The sequence below is a fragment of the Pseudomonas sp. PDM19 genome, from assembly GCF_014852215.1.
Lineage (GTDB): Bacteria > Pseudomonadota > Gammaproteobacteria > Pseudomonadales > Pseudomonadaceae > Pseudomonas.
This window is the reverse complement of record NZ_JACVBG010000001.1, coordinates 769,966-783,999: the sequence shown is the minus strand read 5'-3', so window position 1 is coordinate 783,999 and position 14,034 is coordinate 769,966. Positions and strand designations below refer to the sequence as shown.

General features: G+C 66.9%; 4 protein-coding genes. 3 read left to right on the top strand and 1 reads right to left on the bottom strand.

Features of this window, described 5'->3' with window-relative positions:
* The first annotated feature begins 147 nt into the window (after positions 1-147).
* Together IB273_RS03435 and IB273_RS03430 are read left to right on the top strand one after the other, a co-directional pair.
* Positions 148-1,578, top strand: coding sequence for a PLP-dependent aminotransferase family protein (locus IB273_RS03435; protein ID WP_192223243.1), 1,431 nt, complete (start codon positions 148-150; stop codon positions 1,576-1,578).
* A 418-nt stretch (positions 1,579-1,996) separates the two neighbouring features.
* Entirely contained in the window at positions 1,997-2,287 is a 291-nt protein-coding gene (locus IB273_RS03430) for a putative quinol monooxygenase (RefSeq protein WP_151186868.1), read from the top strand.
* Between the two features lies 1 nt (position 2,288).
* Here IB273_RS03430 and IB273_RS03425 read toward each other — a convergent pair whose 3' ends face one another.
* Positions 2,289-3,077 (bottom strand): SDR family NAD(P)-dependent oxidoreductase, encoded by a 789-nt coding sequence (locus tag IB273_RS03425; RefSeq protein ID WP_081516983.1) that lies wholly within the window; start codon positions 3,075-3,077, stop codon positions 2,289-2,291.
* Between the two features lie 378 nt (positions 3,078-3,455).
* Here IB273_RS03425 and IB273_RS03420 point away from each other — a divergent pair, with 378 nt between their 5' ends.
* On the top strand, positions 3,456-14,024 hold the full coding sequence (locus IB273_RS03420) for a VCBS domain-containing protein (RefSeq protein WP_192223242.1): 10,569 nt from the start codon (positions 3,456-3,458) through the stop codon (positions 14,022-14,024).
* Positions 14,025-14,034 lie beyond the last annotated feature (10 nt).

The window sequence follows — 14,034 nt, the reverse complement described above, 5'->3', positions numbered from 1 at the left end:
CGGCACTCCAGAAGTTGACCGTGCCATTGTGCGCCGAGCCGTGCCGGCCACAAGTGACCAATCCGTGGAATTTCGACTGCGCAACTTCACCACGCCCCGCGCCGGCGCTACGCTTGCGCCACTGCCCAGAAGCTGCGGAGTTCGTCCTTGGAGCTGCACCTGATCATCCACGGCCAGAAGGATCTCGCCGGGCAACTCTATCGCCAGCTGCGCGAAGCCATCGACTCCGGCCGCCTTGCCGCCGGCACCCGCCTGCCGCCCAGCCGGCTGCTGGCCGAGCAGCTGGGCATCTCGCGCAAGACCATCTCCGACACCTACGCCCAGCTCACCTACGAAGGCGTGCTGGTGGGCAGGATCGGCAGCGGTACCTTCGTCAACACCCACCTGCCGCGCCACGACCGGCGCCAGGATGGCGTGCGCTTCGCCAGCCAGGACAACATCGAGCGCTGGGCCAACCTCGACACGCGCCTGCGCCACCCCGGCGCGGGTACAGCCAAGGCCGACTTCATCGGCGGCGCCACCACCCAGTTGCAGTTCCCCCAGGAGGAATGGCGGCGCTGCGTGAACCATGCCATGCGCCAGATGACCGGCCTGCGCGGGCACTACAGCTCGCCCGAAGGCATCGCCCCGTTGCGCGACGGCATCGCCCGGCACATCTCCTATGCCCGTGGAGTGAACTGCCAGCTGGACGACGTGATGGTCTGCAACGGCGCGCAGCAGGCACTGGACCTGCTCGCCCGCGTCATGCTCCGCCCCGGTGACAAGGTCGCCATGGAAGACCCCGGCTACACCCCGGCGAGGCTGATCTTCCAGACCCTCGGCGCCGAGGTGGCCAGCGTGCCGGTGGACGCCGAGGGCATCCGCGTCGACCTGATCCCCGACGGTACGCGGATGATCTACACCACGCCGTCGCACCAGTTCCCGCTGAGCATGCCGATGAGCCCGCCACGCCGCGAGGCCTTGCTCGCACGAGCGCTGGAACTGGGCGCGCTGGTGATCGAGGACGACTACGACAGCGAGTTCCGCTACGAAGGACGGCCCACCGACGCGCTGCAAAGCCTCGATCGCCACGGCGTGGTGGCCTATATCGGTACCTTCTCCAAGGTGCTGCTGCCGGAACTGCGCCTGGGCTACCTGATCCCGCCGCCCAGCCTGTTCACGGCGCTGGTGCGGGCGCGGCAGATTTCCGACTGGCACAGCTCGACACTGCCGCAGTGGGCGCTGGCCAAGTTCATCAGCGAGGGCTACCTGCTCAAGCACATCCGCCGCTGCCACGGCATTTACGCTGGGCGCCGCGAGCGCATCCTGGCGCGGCTGGCGGGCGACCTGTCGCCCTGGCTGGAAGCGGTGCCCTCGGTGGCCGGCTTCCACCTCACCGCCTTGCTGCGTGAGCCGGTCAACGTGGCGCTGCTCTGCGAGCTGGCGCGCAAGGTCGAGGTCGGCCTCTATGGGCTGGCGCCCTTCCATCATCAGGCGCCGGTACGCGACGGCCTGCTGCTGGGCTTCGGCGCCATCGACACGCTGGACATCGACCCGGCGCTGGACAAGGTGCGCGACCTGTTGCAGCAGTTGGCCTGAGCCTCGTTAGCCTTCTGCCACCCTCATCCCGGCGTACCCGCATTCCCGAGACCGCAGTCCGCGATCGGTTTCCGGCCGCTCCGTGCCATCCGGCTGACAGCATTCGTGTAGGAGCGGGCCATGCCCGCGATCCGTGAGCATGGCTCACGGTGTCGACGCATACCGGGATGCGCGGACTTTGTCCGCGGTTCGCGGGCATGGCCCGCTCCTACAGGTGTGCTCCCCTATCTCCGGGGCACCAGCGCCCCATGGATAGCACCCACCGCAGGATTGGCCCGGCGGTTTTCCCCGGAATTGGCGGTTCAGCCAGAAGCGGCGCGCCCTTAACCTTCCAGCATCGGTTTTGAAAGCCGGTTCCGGCATTTACCGGATTCCGGCGTCAGCGCCCAATGGCCACCCAGCACAAAGGAGCCTCGCCATGTCCCCGTCCGCCATCGCCATCGTTCGCGTCCAGGCATTCCCCGGCCAGGCTGCCGCGCTGGGCGAGCACCTCAATCAACTGGTCACCCAGGTCCGCCAGCAACCCGGCTGTCAGGGCAGCGAGTTGCAGGAACTGGCCGCCGACCGCTGGCAGGTGCTCACCCGCTGGGCCAGCCAGGCCGAGCTGGAGGCGCACCTGTCCGGCCCGAAAGCACAACAGTGGCTCGGCCAGCTCGGCTGTGGCGACCTGGCGCTGGGACTGGAATTCGAAAGCCGCAGCGCTGACTGACTCAGAACGCCGTGCGCACCAGACCGCCATCCACCCGCAGCGCTGCGCCGTTGGTGGCCGAAGACAGCTCCGAGCAGACATAGAGCACCAGGTTGGCGATCTCCTCGGGACGGGCGAAGCGCTGCAGCAGCGAGCCCGGCCGCGCGGTGCGGAAGAACTCCGCCTCGAATTGCTCGAACGGCTGCCCACCGGAAAGCTTGTCGACGAAATCACCCACGCCCTCGGACGCGGTCGGCCCCGGCAGCACGGCGTTCACCGTCACCCCGGTGCCCGCGCAGTATTCGGCCAGCCCGCGGGACAGGCCGAGCTGGGCAGTCTTGGTGACGCCGTAGTGGATCATCTCCAGGGGAATCTGGATGCCGCTCTCGCTGCTGATGAACACCACCCGCCCCCAGTTCTTCTGCTTCATGCCCGGCAGGTAGGCACGGGACAGGCGCACACCGGACAGCAGGTTGACGTCGAGGAAGCGCAGCCACTCCTCGTCGGCAATCTCCTCGAAGGGTTTGGGGTCGAAGATGCCGAGGTTGTTCACCAGCACGTCCACCGCCGGGTAGCGCTCCACCAGCGCGGCAATCTGTTGCGGGTCGGACAGGTCACCGGCGAAGCCTTCGACCCTGGCATCGGCCTGCCCGTCGCGGATGCGCGCCAACGCATCATCGACCGACGCCTGGCTGCGACCATTGAGGATTACCCGCGCCCCTTCGCGGGCCAGGCCCTGGGCGATGGCGAAACCGATGCCCTTGGTCGAACCGCTGACCAGGGCGAGCTTGTCGGACAGATGCAGGTTCATGGCGAGTCTCCAGTAGACGGAACACGAGGACGCCGGCGCGGGCCGGAGTGGGAATGGACGACTCAGCATAGGCGGCGCTTTCTCACCGGTGCCAGCCAGCCCGTCAGACGCTGGAAGACCCCGACTGGCTCCTCGGACAGCTTCCAGCACCGTCATCCGCTCTACTTCAGGCGTCTGCCGCAGAGCCGCGGCTCCCAAGGCCTGCAGCCGATGCCTTTGTAGGAAGGCTGTTACATTTCTGAGACAAAAAGCGCTTCTATTTGTCGCTTATGTATCTGTTCTGCTGGCGAAAATTCCAATCGCGACTAGCGTCAATTCCGTAAGCAGATATGCGTAGGACTGCTTTTCTCTGGGGATTTACCAGCCGGAATTAGGGAAATGCAGGCCAAATATCGCTCGAAGCTCTTCCAGCCAGTTGCCCACGCCCTGGCGCTGGAACAACGCATCCTGTTCGACGGCGCAGCCGCTGCGGCCGTCGATCAACAGCATCACGACAGCACCGCCGCCGAGGCGAAGGACACGGCCAAGCCGGCCACTGCCGTCGAGGCTCGCGCCCAGGCAGCCGCCCCCGCACAGGCGGCGCCGCGCAATCTGGTGGTGATCGATGCCCGCCTGGAAAACCGCGACCAGCTCGCCGCCAGCCTGCCGGTGGGCACCACCGCGCTGGTGGTGGACGCAGGCCAGGACGCCATCGCGGCCATCAGTAATGCGCTGACGCAACTGGGCAAGGTCGACTCGATCCAGATCTTCTCCCACGGCGCCACCGGCCAGTTCACCCTGGGCAACCAGACCTTCACCAGCCAGAGCGTCGACCAGCTCGGCGATCGCCTGAGCGCCTGGCGCGGCGAGCTCAATACCGGTGCGGACATCCAGCTCTATGGCTGCGACGTCGGCGCAGGCAGCGCCGGTCAGGCGCTGGTCAACGAACTGGCGCGCTGGACCGGCGCGGACGTCGGCGCCTCCAGCAATGCCACCGGCTCCACCAGCGCCGGCGGCGACTGGAACCTGGAAGTGCGCGCGGGCGACGTGGACAAGTCCATCGCACTGAGCGCCGACACCCTGGTGAGCTTCCAGGGCCTGCTGGCCGACGCCAGCCCCACCGTGGCCATGGGCAGCGGCGGCGCGGCGGTGCGCCTGGGCGATACCTTCACCTTCGACGTCAACTTCAGCAACCCATCCACCCAGGTCGGCTTCGCGCCCTACATCGACCTGTTCATGCCGGCCACCGGCCGCGACGGCAATGACGGCGCCACTTTCGTTTCCGCCACCTACCTGGGCCAGGCGGTGACCAGCTATGTGATCACCTTCGACGCCAACGGCAATGCCACCCACCCGCTGGCCAAGGACGCCAACGGCAATGCCCTGGTGATCAACGCTGCCAGCGTCGGCATGAAGGCCGGCGACCAGATGGTGGTGCTGCAGCTGCCCTACGCCAGCGTCACCAGCGGCCAGCCGGCCATCGGCATCCAGGTCACCGCGCAGCTGAGCAACCTGGCCGACACCAGCTATTCCGACGGCGCGCCCAATCTCACCATCAATGCCCGCGGCGGCTTCGAGTACGGCAACGATTCACTGAATAACCCGGCGCAGGATCCGACCCTGGTGGAAGCGGCGCTGCACAGTTTCGTGGTCACCCCGACGCTGCTGTCGGTGACCCAGACGGTGAACATGCCCGAGGGCGAGACGGTCACCGGGCCGAACTTCACCCGCACCGAAACGGTGACCGTGACCCCGGCCCCCGGCCAGACCCTGACCAACGTGACGGTTACCCAGACGGTGCCCGACCAGGTTCACGTCAGCTCCATCACCCCCGGCGCCGGCGGCACCCTGACCTCGATCACCCTGCACGACGGCACCGTACTGACCAACCCGACACTGATCGCCGCGGCGCTCAACAACCCCAATGCCTTCGTCGCCAGCTACACCATTCACTACGACACCCTGAGCGCGGCCAGCACCACCACGGTCGGCTTCTACGTACCGGAGATCGACGCGGCCGGGCGGCCGGTGCTCGACCCTGCCACGGGCAACCCACGCACCATCACCTTCGGCACCGCCACGGTGAATGGCGACTGGAACCCGCTGGACCCGCGCGACCGCCCCACCGATCCGGACGGTTATCCCTTCACCGTGACCGGCGACGGCGCAGGTATCACCTTCGTCGCCAAATCGATCACCCTGCTCAAGACGGTGAACCTGCAGACCGACGTCGGCACCCCCGGCATTACCCCCGGCGATACCCTGCGCTACACGATGGATGTGGCCATCTCCGACTTCTATGCCTTCGGCAAGAACATCCTCGGCCAGGGCACCTTCACCGTCACCGACCAGCTCAGCGACGGCCAGACCTTCTCCGCCGCCAATGCGCCGAGCATTGTCATCCAGCAACACGGCGCATCGCAGGTCATCCCGGTGATCTACACCGCCACGGTGAATGCCGACGGCAGCACCACGCTGGTCTTCGATATCGGCGCATCCATCGCTGCCGCCGTCCAAGGGCCCGGCCTCTATGCGCTGTTCGGCGACCTCTGGGATGACGATGTGCAGGAAGGCGCCACGCGGATGTCCATCGTCTACGACGCGACCATCGACACCACCTACACCTCCGACCACCCGCCCCATGACCAGCTCAACGAGGGCGACAGCGTCAGCAACAATGCAACGGTGGATGCCACTGTGCTGCGCGACTCGCTGAACATCGGCGGCGAGCAGACCGACGGCTCCGGCACCACCAGCACCATCGACACCTCCAACATCGATATCACCCTGACCCAGGTGAACGGCGGCAACCCGCCTGCCAACGGCGAGTTGCGTCCCGGCGACGTGGTCACCTTCACCATCACCTACGACCTGCTGGTGGCGGACTACGAGAACTTCAAGCTCACCGCCTACCTGCCGCTGCCGCTGCTCAACGCGGCGGGCATCAACTGGAGCATCGGCAACGGTGTCGGCCAGTGGAGCTTCGGCGCCGGCAACAGCATCCTCGACGTGCCCGACAGCGTCACCACCGGGGCGGGCAACTCGATCATCTTCGACTTCGGCAACTACGTTTCCGGCGGCCTCAACGGCGGCACCGTGCAGGTGCGCTTCACCATGGTGGTCGGCGACCAGCCCTATGCCGACCAGCGCGAACTCGACGTGCTGGCGCAGTCCAGCCAGACCACCACCATCGACAAGACACCGCTGATTTCCTCGGATGTCGCGGTCATCGAATCGGTCGCCGAACCGGTACTGGACATCAAGCACGGCGTGGTCTCCACCACCCATGGCACGGTCACCGGCACCACCGGCACCTGGGCCCAGCCGGGCACCACCGGCACGCCCTTCAGCGGCAGCGTGACCAGCCTGGCGGCGGTGGATGGCAACGTCAGCGGCATCGACGGCGCCGACACCCTGCGCCTGGCCACGGCGATCAAGAACAGCGGCGGCGGCAACGCCTTCGACGTGTCCACCAGCATCACCCTGCCGGCAGGCCTGGCGTTCGTCGGCGGCAGCCTGTCCACCGCCAACCTGCAGATCCATCGTGGCGACGGCAGCCTGCTGGTGCAGGGCGTCGACTACAGCATCAGCGGCAACACCATCACCTTCCTCGACCCCAACAACCAGGGCACCCTGCTCGCCGGCCGCGCCGGCACGGCCAACGACCTCTCCGGCGCCAACGTCGTGGTGATCACCTACGACGTCACGGTGAGCAACGCCATCCTCGCCTCCAGCACCCTGCAAAGCAGCGCGGCGCTGACCAACTACGCCAGCGTCGAGGGCGGCCAGGACTTCACCCCGGTGGACATCGTCGAGGTCGCCAACCAGCAGGTGGCCGCGCCGACCATCAGCAAGACCTACCAGAACGGCAGCCTCACCGACGACGACTCCAGCGCCGGCCATACCAGCGGCAGCAACCTGGTGATCGGCGAGAAGATGACCTACGACATCGTGGTCACCCTGCCCGAAGGCAGCACCGCCAACCTGCGTCTTTCCGACCTGATTCCGCCGGGGCTGCGCCTGGACCTCACGGCCTTCAGCGGGGCGGGCTACCAGATCATCTACAACGCCGTGAACAACGGCATCGATCCGTTCAGCGGCGCACTCACCCAGGCCTTCGCCGGCTCTGTCAACGTCCTCACCTTCAGCGGCGACGGCAGCGATGGCGGCGACCTGAACCTGCTGTTCAGTGCCGCCGGCTCCACGGCCGACAACAACATCGGCAACAACGCCTTCGTCATCCGCCTGGTGCTGGTGGCGAGCAACGTGCAGGGCAACCAGCAGGGCGTCACCCTGAACAACGGCGCGCAGCTGACCTACAGCGACCCCGACGGCGATACCCCCAACGGCGCCACGGCAGTGGACCGCACCGTCGCCAGCCCGCAGCAGCCCTCGGTGACCATCGTCGAGCCGACCCTGACGGTGAGCCAGCAGGTCACGGCCACCCCCACCTACGGCGGCTTCGACGAAGGCGACACGGTCACCTACACCATCACCATCAGCAACACTTCCGGCACCAAGGCCTTCGATCTCAGCCTGCTGAACATACTGCCCACGCAGATGGACAACATCGTGATCACCGGCAAGGTCTACAACGGCGCCACCAACAACGGCGGCGTGGACTTCATCATCCAGAACGGCCAGCTGGTCACCGCCAGCGGCGCCAACATCGATATCGCCAATGGCGGCAGCATCGTCATTTCCCTCTCGGGCGTGGTGAACGCCTCGGCAGCCGGCCAGGCAGTCATCACGAACAACGTCGTGGTGCGCTGGACCAGCCTGGACGGCCTGGGCAACGCCACCGACACGGGTGCCGGCGAGCGCGGCGGCGACGACGGACTGCTCAACTCCGGGGTGCTCAACGACTACCGGCAGATCAACACGCTGCTCATTCCCGTCACCAACGGCATCCAGGTCTCGCGCGTCGGCGGCCTCGACGCCACGCCGCCGGCGACCAACTCCTCGGGCGCCACCGATACCGCTGGGCTGGAAGAAACCGTGGTGGTCGGCGAGATCGTCCGCTACCGCGTGGCGATCGTGGTGCCCACCGGCGTAAACCCCAATTACCAGATCCGCATCGAGTTGGCTCCCGGGCTGGAGTTCATCCCCGCCGACCTCAACAACATCCTTATCGCCCTGGGTTCCAGCGCCATTGGCGGCCTCACTACCGACGCCACCGACCTGATCAGCGGCGGCACCCTGGGCATGGTCGGCAACCAGAACAGTGACGTATCGCTGCCGATCCATCCCGACCTGTCCGGCGACAAGCCCACCGGCATCTTCAATATCAACAGCGGGCGCCTGCAGATTTCCCCTGATGGTCGGACCATCACCTTCAACCTGGGCAACCTGACCAACAACGAGATCAACGACGGCGATATCGAAGGGGTGATCCTGGAGTTCAACGTGCGCGTCGCCAACATCGCCTCAAACATTAGCGGTGCGCAGCTGAGCATGAATGTGTTCGAACACGTCGGCACCGGCGGCGGGGTCGACCGCGGCCACAGCGCCACGATCTTCGAGCACGTGTTGGAGCCCAGCTTCACCGGCATGGACAAGTCGGTGATCGACATCGCCGCCGGCAGCGTCGCCGGCACCACCAACGCGACAGTCTCGGTCAGTTTCACCCAGAACGGCGAAGTACCGGCCTACAACGTCGTGCTACGCGACCAGTTCCCCAACGGCAGCGACTACGCGATCCAGAGCATCGTCATCAACGGCACCAGCTACACCACCGGCAACCTGCCAGCGGGCGTCACCGCCAGCGTGGTGGGCGGCCAGGTGGTGCTCAACTTCGACCAGTTGAACGTCAACGACAAGGTGCAGGTGATCTACAGCGTCACCCTGCCCAACACCATCGTTCCCGACGACGTCACCAGCTCCGCGGTGCTGACCTGGACCAGCCTGCCCACCAGCTTCGAGAACGCCGGCTGGGGCGGCTCGCTGCCACTGACCGCCGGCGGCGCCGATGGCGAGCGCACTGGCCAGGACGGCGCGGGCGGGCTGAACAACTACATCCTCAGCGACGGCGCCGGCATGGGCGTGGTGAAAGGCACCCTGTGGGATGACACCAAGTCCGCCACCACCAGCACGACGCCCGACGGCCCTGGCCTGGGCGGCATCGACGTGACCCTGACCTGGGCCGGCGACGACGGCGTGTTCGGCAACGCCGACGACCGCACCTTCAGCACGGTGACCGCCGCCGATGGCACCTACCAGTTCGCCATCCTGCCCTCGGGCAATTACCTGGTGGCGGTGGCGCAGAACTTCGCCCAGGCGAGCAACAACCGCTTCCACGTGCGCGTCGACTCCGACAGCGGGACCTCCACCGTCGGCCTGGGCAACATCAACCTGAACCTGGCCGAAGGCGCCATCGGCATCGCCGATGCCGGCTACGTGCATATCAACGAAGCGCCGATCAACACCGTCGCCGACCAGCATGGCCAGGAAGATACCGTGCTGCACATCGTCGGCCTCGCCACCAGCGACGTGGACGTCAACGCCGGCAATACCGCCGGCGTCATGACCGTCACCCTCAGCGTGGTGCACGGCGTGCTCTGGCAGAGCGCAACGACGCCCGGCGCCAACGATACCCCCCCGACCGGCGCCGGCCGCACCCTGGTGCTCACCGGCACCCTGCAGCAGATCAACGTGTTGCTCAGCCAGATTTATTACAAGGGCGACCAGGACTTCAACACCGCCCGCAATGCCGAAACCCTCACCATGGTCACCAACGATCAGGGTAACTTCGGTGACGCGGACGGCGACGGCATCCCCGGCGAAAACCCCGACGACGCCCTGAAAGACACCGACACCCTGAACATCGTCATCGACCCGGTGAACGACGCGCCCATCGCCCGTCCCGACATTGCGATCGCCATCGAAGCCGGCGGTTCGAACAACGCCACGGTCGGCGTCGACCCCACGGGCAACGTGCTGGACAACGACACCGACGTGGACATCGCCACCAACGGCGACATCCTCAAGGTCACCCGCCTGGAGAACTCCACCGGCGGCTTCGTGGTGGTGCCCGCTGCTGGCGTCGTCAGCCTCGCCGGCCGCTACGGCACGCTCTACATCACCGCGACCGGTGGCTTCCAGTACGTGGTCGACAACAGCAATGCCGAAGTCCAGGCGCTGCGCACCGCGGGCGACGTGCTGCGCGAGTCGTTCGGCTACTTCATCACCGACACCGGCGGCCTTTCCAGCTCCACCTCCCTGACCATCGACATCCACGGCGCCAACGATACCCCCGTGGCGCTGAACGACACCGGCGCCGCCATCGAGGCCGGCGGCACCAATAACGGCACCGCCGGCAGCGATGCCACCGGCAACGTGCTGACCAACGACAGCGATGTGGACGCCACGGTCTATGGCGAGACCAAGGCCGTCAGCCTGGTGCGCTTCGACGGCACCGGCGGCGGCGCTATCCTGCCGGTCGCCCCCGGCTCGCCGACCACTGTTGCAGGCCTCTACGGCACCCTGACGATCAACGCCGACGGCACTTATCGCTACGTGGTGGACAACAGCAATCCCGTGGTCCAGGCCCTGACTCCCAACGATCCCCTGCTCTCCGAGCAGTTCACCTACCAGGTCACCGACAAGGGCGGCCTGAGCGCCATCGCCACCCTCACCATCACCATCCAGGGCGCCAACGACGCCCCGGTGGCGGTGGACGACCATGGCACCGCCACCGCTGGCGCCAGCGACGGCACCCCACCACCGGTCAACGCCAGCGGCAACGTGATCACCGGTAACGCCGGGGTGGGCACCGACACCGACGTCGACACTGTCGACCAGCCCAACGCCGACAAGCTCAAGGTCGATGGCGTTCGCTCCGGCCTTGAGACCGCCGGCGGGACTCTGACCGGCGTCGCCAGCGGCGTCACCACCAACATCACCGGCACGGTCGCCCGGCTGGCCAACGGCACCCTCATCAGCGGCAACTTCGGCCAGCTCAGCCTGAGCGACGATGGCACCTACACCTTCGTGGTCAATAGTGCCGATCCTGCCATTCTCGCGCTCACCGCCAACCAGAGCCTGGATGTGATCTTCACCTATCGCATCCACGATACCGGCGGACTGACCGACCAGGCGCAGCTGGTCATCACCGTGACCGGGGTCAACGACCCGCCCGTCGTGCAACCCGTCGTGATCCACGCCACCGAGGCCGGCGGCCTGCTCAACAACGTCGCAGGCCTCGACCCGACCGGCAGTATCCGGGGCTCCTATGTCGATCCCGACGGCGATGTCCTGACCATCACCGCCGTGGTCAACCCCAACGGCGTCAGCGGCAACGTGGGGGCGGACCTGGCGGGCAACTACGGCGTGCTGCTGCTCAACGCCGACGGCAGCTACCGTTTCGTGGTCAACAACCTCGACCCGGCGGTGCAGTCGCTGCGTACCTACAACGACACACTCAGCGAAGTCTTCACCTACAGCGTCAGTGACGGGAACGGCAAGACTGTCACCCGCACCTTCACTGTCATCATTCACGGGCAGAACGATACCCCCATCGCTGCAGACGACACGGGGGCCGCCATCGAGGCCGGCGGCACGCTGAACACCACGCCCGGCGCGCCCGCCACCGGCAATGTGCTGCCCAACGATCTGGATGTGGACGGCGCGGCTTACGGAGAAACCCATGTGGTCGACGCTGTGCGCACTGGCACCAAAGGCGCCGGCGGCACGCTGATCGACCTGACCGCCAGCGGCGGCGTGATCGCAGGGACCTACGGCACCCTGACCCTCAACGCCAACGGCACCTATACCTACACCGTCAACGACAGCCTGGCCGCCGTGCAGGCGCTGAAGAACGGCGACTCGCTGACCGAAGCCTTCACCTACCGCATGCACGACACTGCTGGCGCCACTTCCATTGCCCAGCTGACCATCACCATCGAAGGCCGCTACGACGCCCCGGTGGCCAACGACGACATCAACTACGCCGTGGCCAACCTCGACGGCAGCGGCGGGCGCAACCCCACCGGCAACGTGATCACCGGCCTGACCGGGATCTTCGCCGGCATCGGTGCCGACACCGATGTCGATGCCGGCGATCACATGCGCGTCACCACCATCGCGGTCGGCCCGGAGGGTGCGCAGGTGGGCACCGTAGTGGTGACACCCGGCAGCCCGCAGACCATCGTCGGCGCGTTCGGCACCCTGGTGATCAATGCCGACGGCAGTTACCAGTACTTCGTCGACAACACCAACGCGGACATCATCGCCCTCGGCCCGCTGGCGTTCGCCCTGGAATCCTTCACCTACCAGGTCACCGACGATGGCGGCCTCAACGACCAGGCCACGCTGATCATCCTGGTCCGTGGGCAGAACCAGCCACCGGACACCGCGCCGGACTTCGGCACGGCGGTCGAAGACGGCGGCCTGCACAACAACGTGCCGGGCAGCAACCCATCGGGCAACGTGCTGGACAACGACACCGACCCGGACACCATCACCACCATCCCGCAGGATGTGATGCACGTCGTCTCGTACTGGGCCGGCGACGGTCCCCTTCCGCCCGATGCCAGCGTTCCCGGCCAGAGCCTGCGCGGCCAGTACGGCACCCTGACGCTCAACGACGACGGCAGCTGGAGCTACGAGCTGGACAACTCCCTGCCGGAAGTCGAAGCCCTGCGCGCCAGCGGCCAGACCCTGCAGGACAAGTTCACCTACCTGGGCGCGGATATCTGGGGCGGCGCCACCCCAGGCCTGCTGACCATCACCATCGACGGGCGCAACGACACGCCGATTGCCAGCGACGACAACGCGCTGGCCGTGGAGGCCGGCGGCGTCAACAACGGCACCCCCGGTGTCGACCCGCGCGGCAACGTGCTGGACAACGACACTGACGTCGACGGCGTGCAGTACGGCGAAACCAAGTCGGTGGTGAACTTCACCAACCAGAACGGCACCACGACCAATGCCGGCAACGTGCTGCAAGGTCTCTACGGCAAACTGACGATCAACGCCGACGGCAGCTACGAGTACCGCGTCGACAACGACAACCCCACTGTGCAGGCCATGCGCAGCGCCAACGAGAAGCTGCAGGAAGTCTTCACCTACCGCATGCGCGACACCGCCGGCGCCACCTCCGATGCGCGCCTGACCGTGGTCATCCAGGGCGCCAACGACAATCCGGTGGCGCGCGACGACAGCTACAGCGCCACCGACCAGACGCCGGCACCGCAGGCCACCGGCAACGTGCTGCCCAATGACAGCGACGTGGATGGCGGCGACTCGCTGACCGTCACCGGTATCCGTACCGGCCAGGAAACCGGCAGCGGTACTGCGGGTGTGATCGGCCAGCCGATTGCCGGGCGCTACGGCACGCTCGTCCTCAACGCGGACGGCAGCTACACCTACACCATCGACCTGACCAACCGCGAAGTGCTGGCGGCGGCAGGGCTCGGGCAGGTGCTCAAGGACTACTTCACCTACACCATCAGCGACCTGGCCGGCGCCACCGACGATGCCGTGCTGACCATTACCCTGGACATCGCCACGCCGTATATCCCGCCGGGCCCGCATTTCGACCGCTTCGGCGACGACGGCTACCCGCGTGACCGCCTCCCCGACGTGGACCCGGCGATCTTCGTGCAGCCGGTGGTCGAGCGCATCGACGATCGCCTGTCGCTCTCCAACTGGGGCGCCGACGGCAGCAACATCGACATCTTCGCCACGCCGGAAATCGAGAGCCCGTCGCTGGGCGCGCAGCTGGGCCAGGTCAAGGGCCAGTTCGTCGCCCGCGCCGTGGCCGAAAGCCGCCGCGCGGCAACGCTGGACAAGAACTGGGTGGACGGCCGCCACGGCGTCATCAGCCTCAGCGCCGACGGGCTGTTGCCCGACCCGTCGCTGTGGGCGCCCTTCCCCGCCGACATGGTCGGCAAGGCTGACAAGGCGCAGAACACCCAGGGCTTCCGCGCCCAGCTGCGCGAGGCCGCCCAGCGCCGGAGCGGCCAATGAGGAACTCGCG

Bases quoted from the DNA above. Each gene is read 5' to 3' on its own strand.
- IB273_RS03430 (WP_151186868.1), top strand. From the start codon at position 1,997: ATGTCCCCGTCCGCCATCGCCATCGTTCGCGTCCAGGCATTCCCCGGC.
- IB273_RS03425 (WP_081516983.1), bottom strand. From the start codon at position 3,077: ATGAACCTGCATCTGTCCGACAAGCTCGCCCTGGTCAGCGGTTCGACC.
- IB273_RS03420 (WP_192223242.1), top strand. From the start codon at position 3,456: ATGCAGGCCAAATATCGCTCGAAGCTCTTCCAGCCAGTTGCCCACGCC.